Annotated in this window: 19 protein-coding genes and 1 tRNA gene; 10 read left to right on the top strand and 10 right to left on the bottom strand. The window is 69.2% G+C overall.

The features are described 5' to 3' along the window. Nucleotides 1-36 precede the first annotated feature (36 nt). The 6 genes from IEY69_RS02470 to recF all read right to left on the bottom strand — a co-directional run bounded on the left by IEY69_RS02470 (nt 37) and on the right by recF (nt 6,089). A complete protein-coding gene (locus tag IEY69_RS02470; protein WP_189071556.1) occupies nt 37-738 on the bottom strand; it encodes a hypothetical protein in 702 nt (233 codons plus the stop codon). Between the two features lie 121 nt (nt 739-859). Beyond that, on the bottom strand, nt 860-2,338 hold the full coding sequence (locus IEY69_RS02475; RefSeq protein WP_189071557.1) for a DEAD/DEAH box helicase: 1,479 nt from the start codon (nt 2,336-2,338) through the stop codon (nt 860-862). Between the two features lie 302 nt (nt 2,339-2,640). Continuing rightward, nucleotides 2,641-3,396 carry a hypothetical protein gene (locus IEY69_RS02480; RefSeq protein ID WP_189071558.1) on the bottom strand — a complete coding sequence of 252 codons (756 nt, stop codon included), beginning with the start codon at nt 3,394-3,396 and terminating at the stop codon, nt 2,641-2,643. A 10-nt stretch (nt 3,397-3,406) separates the two neighbouring features. Continuing rightward, the gene (locus IEY69_RS02485) at nt 3,407-4,087 is read right to left on the bottom strand and encodes a MogA/MoaB family molybdenum cofactor biosynthesis protein (RefSeq protein WP_189071559.1); all 681 of its coding nucleotides are present in this window, start codon (nt 4,085-4,087) and stop codon (nt 3,407-3,409) included. A 71-nt stretch (nt 4,088-4,158) separates the two neighbouring features. Further along, nucleotides 4,159-5,019, bottom strand: coding sequence for a DciA family protein (locus IEY69_RS02490; protein ID WP_189071560.1), 861 nt, complete (start codon nt 5,017-5,019; stop codon nt 4,159-4,161). Then, a complete protein-coding gene (recF, locus tag IEY69_RS02495) occupies nt 5,016-6,089 on the bottom strand; it encodes a DNA replication/repair protein RecF (RefSeq protein ID WP_189071561.1) in 1,074 nt (357 codons plus the stop codon). The genes IEY69_RS02490 and recF overlap by 4 nt, the downstream gene beginning before the upstream one ends. A 208-nt stretch (nt 6,090-6,297) precedes the next feature. On the opposite strand from recF, the gene IEY69_RS02500 reads away from it, so the two are divergent. Together IEY69_RS02500 and aat are read left to right on the top strand one after the other, a co-directional pair. After that, a complete protein-coding gene (locus IEY69_RS02500) occupies nt 6,298-6,726 on the top strand; it encodes a PaaI family thioesterase (protein WP_189071562.1) in 429 nt (142 codons plus the stop codon). A 1-nt stretch (nt 6,727) separates the two neighbouring features. Then, nucleotides 6,728-7,351 carry a leucyl/phenylalanyl-tRNA--protein transferase gene (aat, locus tag IEY69_RS02505; protein WP_189071563.1) on the top strand — a complete coding sequence of 208 codons (624 nt, stop codon included), beginning with the start codon at nt 6,728-6,730 and terminating at the stop codon, nt 7,349-7,351. On the opposite strand, the gene IEY69_RS02510 is transcribed toward aat, so the two are convergent. Beyond that, nucleotides 7,348-7,872: a cupin domain-containing protein gene (locus IEY69_RS02510; protein WP_189071564.1), complete on the bottom strand. Its 525-nt coding sequence runs from the start codon at nt 7,870-7,872 to the stop codon at nt 7,348-7,350. The two genes, aat and IEY69_RS02510, sit on opposite strands and share 4 nt — an antisense overlap. A gap of 713 nt (nt 7,873-8,585) precedes the next feature. Between IEY69_RS02510 and IEY69_RS02515 the strand changes: the two genes are divergently transcribed. Both IEY69_RS02515 and IEY69_RS02520 read left to right on the top strand, forming a co-directional pair. Further along, nucleotides 8,586-8,894 (top strand): hypothetical protein, encoded by a 309-nt coding sequence (locus IEY69_RS02515; protein ID WP_189071565.1) that lies wholly within the window; start codon nt 8,586-8,588, stop codon nt 8,892-8,894. Between the two features lie 205 nt (nt 8,895-9,099). Then, on the top strand, nt 9,100-9,408 hold the full coding sequence (locus tag IEY69_RS02520; protein WP_189071566.1) for a hypothetical protein: 309 nt from the start codon (nt 9,100-9,102) through the stop codon (nt 9,406-9,408). On the opposite strand, the gene IEY69_RS02525 is transcribed toward IEY69_RS02520, so the two are convergent. Continuing rightward, nucleotides 9,394-9,469 (bottom strand) — tRNA-Lys (locus tag IEY69_RS02525). The genes IEY69_RS02520 and IEY69_RS02525 overlap by 15 nt on opposite strands. 127 nt (nt 9,470-9,596) lie before the next feature. Continuing rightward, the gene (gene ffh / locus IEY69_RS02530; protein ID WP_189071567.1) at nt 9,597-10,937 is read right to left on the bottom strand and encodes a signal recognition particle protein; all 1,341 of its coding nucleotides are present in this window, start codon (nt 10,935-10,937) and stop codon (nt 9,597-9,599) included. A 67-nt stretch (nt 10,938-11,004) separates the two neighbouring features. On the opposite strand from ffh, the gene IEY69_RS02535 reads away from it, so the two are divergent. The 6 genes from IEY69_RS02535 to IEY69_RS02560 all read left to right on the top strand — a co-directional run bounded on the left by IEY69_RS02535 (nt 11,005) and on the right by IEY69_RS02560 (nt 14,859). Further along, entirely contained in the window at nt 11,005-11,286 is a 282-nt protein-coding gene (locus IEY69_RS02535; RefSeq protein ID WP_229783568.1) for a nucleoside triphosphate pyrophosphohydrolase, read from the top strand. A 33-nt stretch (nt 11,287-11,319) separates the two neighbouring features. Next, nucleotides 11,320-12,501, top strand: coding sequence for a thiolase family protein (locus IEY69_RS02540; protein WP_189071568.1), 1,182 nt, complete (start codon nt 11,320-11,322; stop codon nt 12,499-12,501). A gap of 5 nt (nt 12,502-12,506) precedes the next feature. Continuing rightward, entirely contained in the window at nt 12,507-12,815 is a 309-nt protein-coding gene (locus IEY69_RS02545; protein ID WP_189071569.1) for a YciI family protein, read from the top strand. Continuing rightward, a complete protein-coding gene (locus IEY69_RS02550; protein WP_189071570.1) occupies nt 12,815-13,117 on the top strand; it encodes a hypothetical protein in 303 nt (100 codons plus the stop codon). Before IEY69_RS02545 ends, IEY69_RS02550 begins: the two co-directional genes overlap by 1 nt. Continuing rightward, complete coding sequence (locus IEY69_RS02555; protein WP_189071571.1) at nt 13,114-13,950, top strand: 3-hydroxyacyl-CoA dehydrogenase family protein; 837 nt, start codon at nt 13,114-13,116, stop codon at nt 13,948-13,950. Before IEY69_RS02550 ends, IEY69_RS02555 begins: the two co-directional genes overlap by 4 nt. A gap of 69 nt (nt 13,951-14,019) precedes the next feature. Continuing rightward, complete coding sequence (locus IEY69_RS02560; protein ID WP_189071572.1) at nt 14,020-14,859, top strand: hypothetical protein; 840 nt, start codon at nt 14,020-14,022, stop codon at nt 14,857-14,859. Nucleotides 14,860-14,865: 6 nt separating this feature from the next. On the opposite strand, the gene IEY69_RS02565 is transcribed toward IEY69_RS02560, so the two are convergent. Continuing rightward, complete coding sequence (locus tag IEY69_RS02565; RefSeq protein ID WP_189071573.1) at nt 14,866-15,429, bottom strand: peroxidase-related enzyme; 564 nt, start codon at nt 15,427-15,429, stop codon at nt 14,866-14,868.

Below are 15,429 nucleotides of genomic sequence, written 5' to 3' on the forward strand. Positions count from 1 at the left end.
CTGGGAACGGGAGTGCGCGTTTTGACCGTGTCGCCATTACTTGGTCAGGTCGAAATCCAGGATGATCTGGTCATCCATGTACGCTAGGACCAGTCGAAGCAGGGTGGCCTGCTGAAATGCGGCGCGTGTGCGCGCGTCAGGCCCCCGATCGATGAGGTAAAAGTGGGCTTCAAGAGGCCAGTACCGTTCCTTGTTCGGGGTGTCCCAGGTGGGCTGGGCCATGTTCAGCCCGGAGAACGTCTTGATCCAGAGTTCGTCGCCCGAGTCGTTCATGAGCCGCGCGCTGAGTGATGCGAGGGCGTAGGTGGTGTCATCCGGGCCGGGTCCATGCACCTCAAGGAGCAAGGGCGCGCTGGTCAGTGGTCCGAAGCGGTGAATGGCCGGATCGAATCGGCCCTCGGTCTGAAGTTTCTGTAGGCGCAGAGCCTCCATGTAGCAACTGACCAGTATCTGCTCCGGCGCGCCGTGCAGACGGATGGTGTAACGACTGTCCTCATAGACCTTGGGCAGGACCCATTTCGTCTGGCTGAGCTGGGGCCAGGTCTGTGCTGTTGTCAGGTTCGGTTGGAGGGCGATCTGGACACCCTCATTACAGAGGGCGTCCAGCTGGGGTTGATCTGTGGGCAGTTGTAGGATCTGTCGGGAGAGAGTGAAGACGGATTGACCGATGAAGCCGCTCGGCGCGGCTTGAGCTGCGGTCGTAAGCAGGACACACAGGAGGATGGTTCGGCGCATCATGGGATGTTCAGGATGTATCACAGCTGATCATCGGCATGCGGCGCAGTTGCTCTGTTGGAAGAGGAAATGAGAAAGTCAGCGCCCCAGTCCATGTCGACTGGGGCGCTGCGGTGTTGCGTGTTTAGCGGCGGCGTTTGGGGCGTTGGGGGCCGACGCGGCCGGCGCCGGTGCCGGGTGTGTCCTGGCGTTGCTGGGGGCGGGCGTCGCTGCGGCTGCCCTGCTGGCCCTGGCGGGGGGCGCCCTGGCGCTGTCCCTGTCCCTGGCTGCTGCTCTGGGCGCTGCGGGGTTGCTGTCCGCCGCGTCCGGGCTGGCTGCTGCGTCCCTGGTTCTGGCCCTGGCCGCGTCCCTGGCCGCGTTTTTCCTGCACTTCGGGGTCGATCTGGCGTTCCTCGGGCGTGGCGGGGGGTTGCAGCGCGGCGGGGAGTTTGCGGCGGATGCCCTGCCACAGCGCGCGTTGTTCGGGCGCGAGGAGGATCAGGTTGATGCCGTCGCGTCCGGCGCGGGCGGTGCGGCCCGAGCGGTGCACGTGGTCCTCGGCGGTGGCGGCGACGTCCAGGTGAATGACGAGGCGCACTTCCGGGAGGTCGATGCCGCGCCCGGCGATGTCGGTGGCGATCAGGATGCGGGACTGCCCGTCGCGGAGGGCCTGCATGGTCCGTTCGCGTTTTTTCTGGTCCATGTTCCCTTCGAGGGGGCTGACCTGTTCGCCGGGGAGGAGGTCGCCGAGGTGCTGGGCGCGGCGTTTGACGAGGTGTTTGGTGCGGCTGAACAGCACGACGCACCCGCCGGGTTCCTTCAGGGCGGCGCGGGTGTGGTGGGCCGCGTCGGTCAGGAGGGTGTCCTTGGTGGTGTGCTGCAGGAGGTGCGTGGCGGTGCTGACGCCGCCCAGGATGTCGCCGGTGGTGTCGGCGCTCTGGGTGGGGGCCACGTCGATGCGGGCGGGGTTGTGCATGAAGCGCTGCGCGACGTCGCGGATCTCGGCGGGGAACGTCGCGGAGGCCATGGCGAGCTGCAGGGTGCGGCCCTGGGGCTGCTGGTCGCGGGCGTGGCGGAGGATGTCGCCCACGTCTCGCAGGAAGCCCAGCGAGAGGAGTTCGTCGGCTTCGTCCAGCACGACGTAGCGCAGGTTGTTCAGGCGCAGTTCGCCGCGTCCGATCAGGTCCTTCAGGCGGCCGGGCGTGCCGGTGATCAGGCCCTTGCCGGTCGCCTCGCGGGTCGTCTGGCCGGGGGTGATGCCGCCGGTGATGCGTCCGGCGGTCATGCCGAGTTCGGTGGCGACGTCGCGGATCTGCACGGCGAGTTCGCGGGTGGGCGTGATGACCAGCGCCTCGGGCTGCATGCCGCGCGTGGGGCGCATGCCGATGCCGCGCGCGGCGGCGGGGATCAGGAACGCGAGGGTCTTGCCGCTGCCGGTGCGGGCGGTCGTGATGACGTCCCGGCCGTCCATCAGCGCGGGGATTGCCTGGGCCTGCACGGGGGTGGGGGTGCGGTCGCCCAAGAGGGTCTGCCAGTCGCGCACGGTGGGCGCGGGGGCGGCGTGGGTGCTGGCGGTGGAGGTGCTGCTGTTGGTGCGGCGGGGCGCGCGGGTCTGCTGGGTCATGGGTGATCCTGTCGGCCTGCTCGCCGCACAGGTGGGGGCGGGGCCGTGTTGAGGTGAGGCTGAGGCGGGTGTGCCCGGTGGGCCGACCTGGCCCGGTCGCGCTAGAGCGCGTGACCCGTCATCCTGCCACGCGCGGGGCCCTGAGGGCAAATGCCGACGTAACGATTCAGCGCTGGCCACCGTCTGAGGGCAGATGCGAGGGGCAGCCGGACCTCGCATTGACGAGGTGTATCTACCTCCATTCCAGCAGGAGACCGGTGGGGGCCAGGGCATGGCCCCAGGTATCTCGTTCGGGTGCTCGTTCAGTTCAGGATGCGGTCGTCGGCGCGGGCCGGGGGCGTCCAGTCGGCGCGGAACAGGTGGGTCGCGTCGCCCCGCGCGGGGGCGTACCACACGCGCACGCCGTGATCGCTGTCCTGCACGGGCAGCAGCGCTTCCTGCCCGGCGGCCAGTTCACGGACGGCCTCGCCGCCCTCGGTGCGGACGGGCAGCCAGGCGTTCAGTCCGGCGGGGGACCAGCCGGCCATGCGCAGCGCGTGCCCGGACACGTTGCGCAGGTGCGCGCCCCGGTCACTGAGCGTGACGGTCAGTTCGGGCCAGTCGGGGGTGGTGACGGTCTTCCAGCGGGTGGCGAAAGTCAGGGTGGGCGTGGTCGGCCACGGGCGGAACGCGGCGGCGGCCAGCAGCCCGGCCAGACCCGCCAGGAGCAGCGCGGCGCTGATGGCCGTGATCCACGGGTCCGTGTCGCCGCGCAGCACGTTCACGCCCAGCCCGGCGCCCAGCAGCGCCACCACGAACGGCCAGCTGGGGCTGGGACGGGTGCGGCTGGGCTGGAACGCGGCGGGCCAGTACTCGGCCAGCAGCAGCAGGCCCGCGCCGACGCCGAACAGCGCGGGGACGTCCAGCAGGGGCGCGAGCAGCATCGCGCCCAGCCCGGGCGCCGCCCAGTACGTCAGGCGTGGGGCCAGGCGGTCACGCGCGGCCTGCGCCACCCGGCCCAGCCAGTACAGCGCCAGCAGGGCCAGCGTCACGGCCAGCGGCAGACTCAGGTCGCTCATGAGGTCCGCCTCATTCGCCGGCCTTGCGGTGGCGGCCCAGCCCGGCGGCCACCCCGCCCCCCGCGCCGGGGCGCGGCGGGAGGCGCTGCGCCTCTCCGTCGGCCGGGTGGGGCGCGGTGAGCACGCCGGGCTGCCCGTGGCGTTCCACCTCGAACGCCAGGTGCCCGATCTCGTCTCTCAGCAGGCCCTCCCAGGCGGTCTGCACGGCGTTCAGGCTGCCGGGCATGGCGAACACCACCGCGCCGCGCACGAGGCCCGCCACGGCGCGTGACAGCATGGCCGCGCCGCCCACCTGCTGGTAGCTGAGCATCCGGAACAGCTCCCCGAACCCGGGGATGGGTTTGGTGATCAAACTCTCCACGACGGGCACGGTCACGTCCCGCCCGGTGATGCCGGTGCCGCCGCTGGAGATCACCACGGTCGCCTCGCGCGTGAATGCCACCAGGGAACTGCGGATCTCGACGGCGTCGTCCTTCACCACGCGGTAGGCGACGACCTCATGCCCCTGCGCCTCCAGCTGCGCGCGCAGGTACTGGCCGCTGGTGTCCGTCTCGGGCGTGCGGGTGTCGCTGATCGTCAGGATCGCCACGCGCACCCGCCGGGGCGACGCGTCCCGGTGCGGTCCGGCGGACCCTTCCGGCGCGGGGTGAACGGGGGAGAGGGGGGGGGTGCCGTCCGGCGCGTGCGTCATGCTCTTCAGGATAGTGGCCCCCGCGTGACCTGCACAGGCACCTGCACCCACATTCCGCCCGGTGCGGAGGTTCAGCTCGCGGCGTTCAGGACGTGCCGGACCCGTTCAGGCAGGTACGCGCGGTCGCTGCGCTTGAGCGCCGAGCGGGGGCGGCTGAGGAACAGCGTCAGGTACAGCGCCGCCTGCTCCGCCAGGAAGCCCTGGTACCCGCCGCCCTCGCCGCTGCGGACGCATTCCAGTGCCAGCAGGTCCAGCTGTTCTTCCAGCTGCCGCAGCGCCAGGAACCGCGCGGCCTGCACGCCACTGTTGCCCAGCGTGTCGCGCAGGCCCTCCAGCCGCTCGGGGTGGCGCATCAGCGCCTTGGCGGCGCGGCGCACGTTCGGGTCCTCCAGCGTCAGGGTGCAGGCGCGGCAGGGCTGCTCGCGGCTGGCCTCGCCGCACACCGGACAGGGCCGGAAGCCCTGTTCCTCCCGCCACTTGCGCGCGCGGGTGATGGCCTCGGCGGCGCGCAGCGCGGCACTCTTCAGGTCGTCCGGGACGTCCTGCACGAGTTCCCGCGCGCGGGCGCGGTCCGGTGCGGGCAGCGGCGCCACCGCGACCGGCGCGGTGGGTTCCCGCACGCTGCCCACACCGAAACGCAGTTCGGTCAGGGGAGCGTCGGGCAGCAGGGCGTTCAGGGCCTTCAGGAAATGGTGCCGCTGCATGCTGAGGTGATGCGCGGTGGCGCTATCGCGGACCTCCACGAAGAGCGTGCCGCCCTGCTGAGTGCGGGGCCGCGTGATCCGCGCGATCTCCGGCCCGACCGCCTGCGGCCACAGCAGGATCGCCCGCGCCCGCTGGATGCCCCCCGTGAGTTTCGCGCTGCCCAGCGTGGCACCCATCAGGTCGCCCAGCCGCAGCGGGCCGCTCATGCGCCGCCCGCGCCGCGTCATGCGCTGACCTCCTCGGGCAGGGGTTCAGGGGTGACCTCTGGCGTGAAGCGGCCCCCGTGCGCCCGCAGGGTCAGCGCCGCGCCGGGCGCCCGCTCGGTCCCGGTCACGATCGCCTGCGGCACGCTGGCCGCCAGATCCAGCAGGAACGCCCGCCGCCCCGGGTCGAGTTCCGCCGAGAAATCGTCGATCAGCAGCACCGGCCGCTCGCCGAAACGTTCCGCCAGCAGCTCAAGTTCCGCGCGGCGCAGCGCCAGCGCCACCGTGCGCCCCTCGCCGCGACTGGCGTACTCCCCGGCCGGGAAGTCCCCCAGCGTCAGGACCAGATCGTCGCGGTGCGGGCCGGTCGCGGTGCTGCCCCGCGCGAGTTCCTCCGCGCGGCGCGACGCCAGATCGTGCGCGTACGTGTCGGGCGTGGTGGACTCCGCGAGGCTCAGCGTCAGGCTCTTGCGGCTGCCCAGCGCGGCGTTCGCCTCGGCCGCCAGTTCGTTCAGGCGGATCAGCGCGCGGCGGCGCACCGTCATGATCTCGGTCCCCAGGCGCACCAGGGACTCGTCCCAGACGTGCATGGCCCATTCCTCACCGCCGCGCAGGGCCGCGTTCCGCTGCGACACCGTCCGCTCGTAGCGGGACAGGACCTCCGCGTAGCGGGCGCTCAGGCGCGACAGCAGCGAATCCAGGAACGCCCGCCGACCCGACGGCGACCCGAACACCAGTTCGCTGTCCTCTGGGCGGATCCACACGGCGCTTCCACGTGGCAGGTCGCCGGTGCGCACGCGCACGCCGTCCACCTTCAGCTGCCGCCGCCCGCGTCCCAGCCCGACCTCCTGCACGCTCAGGCTGCCGCTGCTCTCCAGGTCCGCCCGCACGTACGCTTCCGTCTCGCCCTGCTGCACCAGCTGCTCCAGGCGCGTCACGTCCGTCAGGCCGGTCAGCGCCAGGAACGCCGCCTCCAGCAGGTTCGTCTTGCCCGCGCCGTTCTCCCCGAACACACCGGTCACGCCCGCCGGGAACAGCAAGGTACACGGGGCGAGATTCCGGTAATTCAGGGTGGACAGCGAATCCAGACGCACCCTCCCATTCTAGGCGACGCGGACTAAAGCATTTGTCATGAAGGCAAGGTCTTCATGACCGAGCGAAGCGAGTGAATTTGGCAGAGCAGGATGAAGAATGGAGGCGTCAGGTGTCCTTTTTCCTGACGCCGTAATTCGGAGAACTGCTCTAAACCACGCGGAAGCCTCCCCCCCAATTCGCGCCGCGCCGCAGGGTACGCTGGGCCGCATGACCACCACCGCCCGTCCCGTCCCCAGCCCGGACGACCTGACCGCGTTCGGCGCCGGGCACCTGCCCGGCCTGATCGGCATCCGCTTCACGCACGCCGAGCCGGGGCTGCTGCGCAGTGAACTGACCGTGCGGCCGGAACTGCTCGCCCCGAACGGCTTCCTGCACGCCGCGAGCGTCGTCGCGCTGGCCGACACCACCTGCGGGTACGGCACCCGCATCCTCCTGCCCGAGGGCGCGCAGTCGTTCACGACCATCGAACTGAAAAGCAATCACCTCGGCACCGCCCGCGACGGCACCGTCACCTGCGAGGCCCGGAGCGTCCACGCCGGGCGCACCACCCAGGTCTGGGACGCCGAGGTCCGCGCGCCGGACGGCAAACTCATGGCCCTGTTCCGTTGCACGCAGGCCGTGCTGTACCCCCGCTGAGGTGCCCGCCGCGCAGCCCTGGCTGACCCACCCCGACCCCCTGACCCGGCAGGTCGCCCGCGCCTACGCGCAGGGGGCGTTCCTGATGGACAACGGCGACGGCGTGCAGTTCTACAGCGTCGACGACCGCGCCATCGTGCCCCTGACCGAGGAGGGCGGCCTGCACGTCGCCCGCCGCCTCCGGCGCGACCTGCCGCACTTCACGTACCGCGTCGATACCAACTTCGATGCCGTCCTCGCCGGGTGCCGTGGCCTGCTTCCCGGCAGTCCCCCCCGCGACGGCGAGTGGATCAGCGACGACCTCACTGCCATCTACGGCCACCTGCACGACACCGGCCTCGCGCACTCCTTCGAGGCGTACCGGGACGGAGAACTGGCGGGCGGCGTCCTCGGCCTCGCCCTCGGCGGCGCGTTCATCGCCGAGAGCAAATTCCACCGCGTCACCAACGGCAGCAAGGCCGCCCTCATCGGCCTCGCGGGCCACCTGCACGCCCGGGGCTTCACCCTCCTCGACGCGCAGATCCAGAACCCGCACCTCCAGACCCTCGGCGTGTACGAGATCGGCGCCGACGACTACGCCCGGCGACTCCAGACCGCCCTGAGCACCGACGCCACCCTCGACTAACGGGGCCCCGCGCCGCGCACCAGCCGCATCTCCGACCGGAACCGCCCCGACAGCACCACCGTCCACACGAAGATCAGGACGTCCACCACCGCAGGTCGCGGCCGCGCCCCGAAAATCCGCGCGAACAGCTCAGGCGTGCGCCGGGCGGGCGACACCGTCCAGTCCACGACCGCCCGCTCCGGCCCGGCATTCCGCATCGCGTGCGGCGTGCCGGGCCGCACCGTGAACGACTCGCCCGCCCCGTATACCCGCTCCCCGTCCGGCCACCAGACCGTCAACTGCCCCGACCGGACGGTGAACACCTCCGTCTGCGCCGGATGCAGATGCACCGGAGGAAACCTCCGCTGAGGCGCGTAATCCGCCCGGACCGTCAGCTGATCCGCCCCAGGGTGCGTCTCCAGCCGCTCGATGCGGGTGCCCAGCCCGAAGCGCGACTCGCCTACGCGCAGCGAACCCGCCCCGGGCCCATGCTCGACTCCGGCTGATCCGCGCCCCGCGCGGCGCGCTCCCAGCCGTGTCATGGCAGCCTCAGGGCGTCCGGCAGGGTCACCGCGATCCGCACGGGGAAGCCCGGCACATCGCCCCGCTGTTCAGGAGAGCCCGGCAGGGAACGCACGCCAGGCCCACCGGACCAGCCGGACCGGGGGGCAGCTTCGGCCCGCGAGACCACCGAACGAACGCCGATCAGGGCTGAGGACAAGTGGGACAGGGGGATGTGGATGGGGGTGACTGACAGCATGGATGGGGTTCCTCCCGAGCTTGAGGCTCCAGTGATGACCGCATGGTGCCCGAGGGGTCGTGATTGAGCCGTGATTGCCCCGCAGTCCCCTTGCCGGAGGGGCAGTTCAGGCCCCACTGGGGCGACGAAGTCTGCCGGTCAATCCCATGAACACGAGCGCAGGCCCCTGTACCCGATGCGCTCAACAGACGCCCGGCCGCGATGTCGCCCACCTGCCCACCCCCTGCAGAGGCCACACGAGGCGAAAACGTGAATCACCAGGGAATCAGCACCCCATGGCTGAGGTCAGGTCACATCCGGAAAGGAAGTCCTGCCGACCACACCATCGGAACAAGGAGACCCCCAGGAAACGCATCTCCATCAGCCTGATCCTCCTCACCGCCACGCAGGCCGCCCCTGCCCTCCCGACCGGACTGGCCGGCAGCTGGTGGGAACAGCGCGTACCAGGACGTCCAGACGCGCGAGTGGCAGAACGCCTCGTCCGCCGGTGAACTCGTGGAGATCAAATCCGACGGCACGGACCAGCGCACCCGGGTGCTCGTGATGACCACCTCCTCCCGCACGTCCCGGCTGCGCATCACCGAGAAGGGCCGCGTGAGCATGACCGGCGACCAGCTTCGCTACCAGCCGCCCTCCGGCGTGAACGAGGGCTACACCTGCACGCCCAGCAACGACTGGCGCAGCACCTGGATCAACCCCGAAACGTACACCCTGACCCTCAGCCGGGACGGGCAGGGCCGCAGCATGACCCTGCACGGCAAGGAATCCGAATACCAGTGTCAACCCTTCCAGGCGAGCAGATGAACGCCGCCCTTAACTGCCTGACCAGCCTGTCGCTCCTCACCGCCAGTGCCGCCCACGCCGCACCCTGACCGGGACCACCCTGTGCATCAGCCCTCTGATCACCGTCATCACACCGGGCCTGACCCCGACCCAACTGCCAGACAGCCTGTAAGGCGAACTGAAGCGGGCCCTCCAGCAGGGCGCCATTCCGTTCAGGGAGAACAATGTGTGCAGCCGCTCGTCCGCCGAGATCGACCTGACCGCGGAGTACAGAGCACGCGTCAATCCCGAAGTCAGGGTCGCGATCAGCGTGCTCGACCGTTCCAGCGGGCCGCGAATCTACCGCTGGTCCAAGGTCACCTACCAGGGCGCCGCCGGCGGAGCGACCCAGGCCACCGCCGCCGCCCGGGCCGGAGTGGCACGCATGTCGACCGAGCTGGTCCGCGCTTACCGCGCCGCCAACCCGCCCATGACACCACAAGGAGACAACAAGAACCCCCGTCTGGGACGGGGGTTTTCCTGGTGGGTCGTGTAGGACTTGAACCTACAACCCGCTGATTAAAAGTCAGCTGCTCTACCGATTGAGCTAACGACCCAGGTGGTCTTGTGTCGCTGCGTGCCGTGTGAGCGCGTTCTCAGCGGGAGTGAGTATATGTGGCCCGTGCCGGGGTGTCAACACCCGCCCCGGCTGCTGCGCGGAAGCGGGTGCTGGAGGCTGGAACTTCAGCGTTTGAGGCTGGGGGGCACGTTGGGCATGCGGGGTGGTTTCATGCCCTTGCTGCCGGGGCCGCTCATGCGCTGGAGCATCTTCATCATGTCCTTCATCTGCTCGTGCATCTTCAGGAGTTTGTTGATGTCCTGCACGCTGTGCCCGCTGCCCGCGGCGATGCGTTTGCGGCGGCGCCCGTCGATGATCTTGGGGTTGCGGCGTTCCTTGACGGTCATGGAGCTGATCATCGCGTCGATTCGCTGCAGTTGCGTCTCGTCGATGTTGAAGCCCTCGGGCAGTGCGCGGCTCATGCCGGGAATGAGCTTGAGCAGGTCGCCCAGGGGGCCCATCTTGCGGATCTGCCGCAGTTGCAGCAGCAGGTCCTCCAGGTCGAAGTCGCCGGGCTTCTTGACCTCCATGGCTTTCAGGTCGGCCTGCTGCGCGCGTTCGATCAGGCCGAGCACGTCGCCCATGCCGAGGATGCGCCCCGCGACCCGGTCGGGGTGGAAGGCGTCCAGTCCGGCGAGTTTCTCGCTGGTCCCCGCGAAGTAGATGGGTTTCCCGGTCACGCTGCGCGCCGAGAGGGCCGCGCCGCCGCGCGCGTCGCCGTCCATCTTCGTGATGATCAGGCCCGTGACGTTCACGCGCTGATCGAAGGTCTGCGCGACGTTCAGCGCCTCCTGGCCGGTCATGGCGTCCACGACGAGCAGACTCTCGGTGGGCTGCATGACGCGCTGCAGGTCGGCCAGCTGGTCCATCAGCGCCTCGTCGATCTGGAGGCGTCCGGCGGTGTCCACGATCACGAGGTCGCGGAAGTCGGTTTTCAGGTGCTCGTCCACGCGGCGTTTCGTCTCGGCGGGGCTCTCGCCGTCCGCGACCTTCAGGACGGGTACACCCACCTGTTTCGCGAGGACTTCGAGCTGGTCGCGCGCGGCGGGACGCTGCGTGTCGGCGGCGACCAGCAGGACGCGGCGGCCCTTGCTTTTGTACAGCTGCGCGAGCTTGCCGGTGCTGGTGGTCTTCCCGGCCCCCTGCAGACCGACCATGAACCAGACGTTGCCCTCGGTCTTCAGTTCCGGCTGGATGGTCTTGCCGCCCAGCGTCTCGATCAGCTCGTCGTGCACGAGTTTCACGACGGTCTGCCCGGCGGTCAGGCTCCCCTCAACCTGCTGCCCGACGGCCTTCTCGCTGACCCGCGCCACGAAGTCCTTCGCGACGCCGAAGTTCACGTCGGCTTCCAGCAGCGCCATGCGGATCTCGCGCATCGCGGCCTTGACCTGCGCCTCGGTCAGCTGGCGTTCCTTACCCACCCGGTCCAGGATGTCCTGCAACTTGTTGCCCAGGGACTCAAACATGCTGTCACGCTACCACGCAGCCCCATCCGCATCTGTGCCGTGGGTGCCGACTGCTACGCTGCCCGGCATGGCCAAACTCGTCCGCGACCGCATTCCCGAGCTGTTTGGCGGCACCGCCCGTCTGCTGAATGAAGAGGAGTACCGCGCCGCGCTGCGCGCCAAGCTGGAGGAGGAGGTCACGGAGTACCTCGACTCCGGCGAGCCTGAGGAACTGGCCGACGTGCTGGAGGTCCTGCGTGCCCTGGCGGCCCTGCACGACCTGACCCCGGAGGATCTGGAGGCCCTGCGCCGCGCGAAGGCGGACGCGCGGGGAGGCTTCACGGGCCGGGTGTGGTGGACGCCAACCTAACGCCCGTTAGGCAGGGCGCGCTATGCTGCGCGCATGCAAAGAGCAGTGATCGTCGCGGCCAGCCGCACGCCCACCGGGAAATTCCTCGGCAGCCTCGAGAGCGTCAGCGCCGTCGACCTGGGTGCCACCACCCTCCGCGAGACGCTGCGCCGCAGCGGCCTGGACGCCGCCCTGATCGAGGAAGTCGTCATGGGCCAGGTCGTGCAGGCGGGCAGCGGACAGAACCCCGCCCGACAGGCCGCCCTGAAAGCCGGACTGACCAACGAGGTCGGCGCGCTGACCATCAACAAGGTGTGCGGCAGCGGCCTGAAAGCCGTGATCCTCGCCGCGCAGAGCATCCGCGCCGGGGACCAGCACGCCGTCCTCGCCGGGGGCATGGAAAGCATGAGCAACGCCCCGCACCTGCTGCCCGGCGCGCGCAAGGGCTACCGCCTGGGCCACGCGCAGGTCCTCGACGCGAACACCCACGACGGCCTGTGGTGCTCCATCAACGACGAGGGCATGGGCCTGACCGGCGAACGCGTCGCCGAGAAGTACGCGATCACGCGCGAGGAACAGGATGCCTACGCCACGCAGAGCCACCGCCGCGCCATCGCCGCGCAGCAGGAGGGCCGTTTCACCGACGAGATCGTCCCCGTGACGGTCAAGGGCCGCAAGGGCGACACCGTTGTCGACACCGACGAAGGCCCCCGCGCCGACACCAGCGAGGAGACCCTGGGCCGCCTGAAGCCCGCCTTCAAGAAAGACGGCTCGGTCACTGCCGGGAACGCCCCCGGCCTGAACGACGGCGCGGCCAGCCTGATGGTCGTCAGCGCCGACTTCGCCCAGGCGCACGGCCTGACCCCCCTGGCCGAGATCGTCGACTACGCCACGGGCGGCCTCGCGCCCGAATGGGTCATGATGACGCCCGTCCCCGCCACGCAGAAACTCCTGAACAAACTCGGCTGGCAGCCCAGTGACGTGGACCTGTGGGAACTCAACGAGGCGTTCAGCGTGCAGAGCCTCGCCGTCGCCCGCGAACTCGGCCTCGACCCCACCCGCGTCAACGTGAACGGCGGCGCCGTCGCCCTCGGCCACCCCATCGGCGCCAGCGGCGCACGCATCCTCGTCACCCTCCTGCACGCCCTGAAACAGCAGGACAAGGAAACGGGCATCGCCACCCTGTGCATGGGCGGCGGCAACGGCCTCGCCCTCGCCGTCAAGCGGGTAGGCTGAGCACCATGACGACCCTGTGGATCATCGAGAGTACCTACCTCAAACCCACCGACGAGATCGCCAAGGTCACCCCCGCCCACCGCGAATGGCTCGACCAGCACTACAGAAGCGGCGTGTTCCTCACCAGCGGCCGCAAGGTCGACAACACCGGCGGCGTGATCGTCGCGCAGGCCGACACCCTCCAGGACCTCGTGGACCTGTTCGACCACGACCCCTTCGTCCAGGCCGGATGCTCGCGCTACAAGTACACCGCCTTCAACCCCGTCAAACGCGGTCGGGCCGTGGAACTGGAAGGCGTGCCGCTCGTCGAGTAATGGCGGTCTTCATTGCCGGAACAGGCGAAAGTGACCTCAGCCTGTCCAATGCGGTGTTTTCAGCCCTCCGCGATGAGCTTGATACAGCGGGCCGTGACGCTGAGCTGGACCAGATCATGGAATCAGCGGAACTGACCTACCTGCTGGAACTGGAGCCCCTGACAGCCGAGCAACGGCTGGAAATCGCCCAGGGTGTGACCCGGTTGAGAGACCGTGCGGCGGAGAGGCAGGCTGCACCGGAACTGTTGGACTATCTGACACGCGTCAAGGAATTCATCCTGACGCAGGGAGTAAATCAATGAAATTCGGAGTGATTGGAGCTGGACAGATGGGCGGCGGCATCGCGCAGGTCGCCGCGCAGAGTGGATTCGATGTGGTCGTGCAGGACGTGAAGCAGGAGTTTCTGGACCGGGGCCGCGCCGTGATCGAGAAGTCTGTCGCGAAACTGCACGAGAAGGGACGCCTGACGGACGCGCCGGACGTGATCCTGGGCCGCATGGAGTTCACGACGGACCTGAACGCGTTCGCGGACTGCGATCTGGTCGTGGAGGCCATCGTGGAGAACGAGCAGGTGAAGGGCGACCTGTTCCGGCAGCTGGGACAGATCGTGAAGCCGGAAGGCGTCCTGGCGAGCAACACGAGCAGCATTCCGATCACGGCGCTGGCGAGCGCGTCGGGCCGACCGGAGAAGTTCATCGGGATGCACTTCATGAACCCCGTGCCACTCATGCAACTCGTGGAGGTCATCCGGGGCTACAGCACCAGCGATGAGACCGCGCAGTTCGTCACGCAGACCGCCGAGCGGATGGGGAAGACCCCGCTCGCCTGCAACGACTTCCCCGGGTTCGTCAGCAACCGCATCCTGATGCCCATGCTGAACGAGGCCATCCAGTGCGTCATGGAAGGCGTCGCGGAATCCGAAGCGATCGACGGGATCATGAAGCTCGGCATGAATCACCCCATGGGCCCGCTGACCCTGGCGGACTTCATCGGGCTGGACACCTGCCTCGCCATCATGGAAGTGCTGCACAAGGGTCTGGGGGACGACAAGTACCGCCCCAGCCCCCTGCTGCGCAAGATGGTGCAGGCGGGCCTGCTGGGCCGCAAGAGCGGGCAGGGGTTCTACACGTACTGATCCTCACATCCACTTCACCCATCCGGGGCGGTCCACGCAGACGGCCCCGGGTTCGTGTTAGAACGCAGCATGCTCACAACCCGCTGGTTGACTGCCCTGACCGCCACCGCCGCTCTCACTGCCCTTGCCCTGCCAGCGCAGGCTGCCGACCTCCGACTGAGCGCCACCAGCAGCCTGGGCCTGTCGTGCGGCGTTGTCGGCGCCCGCGCTGGCCTTCAGGAGAGCCGTTTCGGTGGATTTTTCGAGGGCGCCTACTGCACCAGTAACGTGCAGGGCGAGTCGGGTCGGGGCGCGTTCGGCGCAGGGTTGACGTTCGACGTGTTCGACGCGGGTCTGATCAGTGGGTACGTGCTGGCCGGTGGGGGCGTGCAGGGCGGTTCCTCGGTGTTGTTCGCGGGGGTGGGTGCCCGCGCTGGATTGGATCTCGTGCCGGTCGAGGGCTTCGTGGAGGCTGGGGTGCAGCGAGTGAATACCATTCTGCAACCCATCTACGGGCCGCGCTTGACGGTGGGCGTGACGTACCGCGTCAATGTTGGCGACCTGAGTCAGTACGCCTCGCCTGTGACCGAGACGGGCAGTGCGGTGCCCGCATCGGCAGGTGTGCCGGTTCAGTGCAGCCTCACGCCGCAGGAGGATGCGGCGGCGGCCAGTGCGGCAACGGTGGCCGCCGCCCGGGAGGCGCTGTCGGCCGCGGCCAGTTCCTACGCTGCAGGCTTCAGCGATTTCGCCTACGACGTCAACGTCGGTGGAGTCAGCATTAACGGCAACAGCGCCACGGTCAGTGGCAGTGTCACAGTCAGCCTCACGAGCCGCGCGTCCGGTCAGCGCACCGCCGAGACGTACCCGGGCACGGTGACCCTCGTGCGGGAAGGGTGCGGCTGGCGGCCTACCGGGTACTCGCGCGGCTGAGGCGGGTCAGCGCCCCTTGCTGTTGTATTCGGCGTTGGGGGTGAAGCCCAGGGCGCTGCTGACGCGGTTGGTCATGTTGAACATCCCGATGACCTGCGTGGCTTCCAGGATGGCGTGGTCGTTCAGGCATGCCGCGCGGAGGTCGTGCAGGTCCTGTTCGGTCATGTGGGCTGGTGTCACGGTGAGTTTCTCCGCGTAGGCGCACAGGGCCGCCTGCTGGGCACTGAGGGTGGCGTGCCGCCAGTTCATGGCGACCGTGTCGGCCAGTGCGGGGTCGCCGCTGGACTCGTGCAGGGCCGCGCCATGGGAGACGGCGCAGTACGTGCAGCGGTTCAGGCCGCTGACGACCACGGCCAGGAGTTCCCGGTCGATGGTGCTGAGGTGCCCGTCGCGGTTGACCAGGGTGTTGAAGTCGTTCCACCATGCCAGTAACGTGTCGGGGTTCAGGGCCTGCGCGCGGAACACGTTGGGTACGAAGCCGAGGTTGGCCCTGGCTTTCGCGTGGAGTTTCTGCACGCCTTCGGGCGCGGTCGTGTCGTCGGGGACGGCCAGCCAGGAAATGCGGTTCAT

The organism is Deinococcus sedimenti, assembly GCF_014648135.1.
Classification (GTDB): Bacteria; Deinococcota; Deinococci; order Deinococcales; family Deinococcaceae; genus Deinococcus; species Deinococcus sedimenti.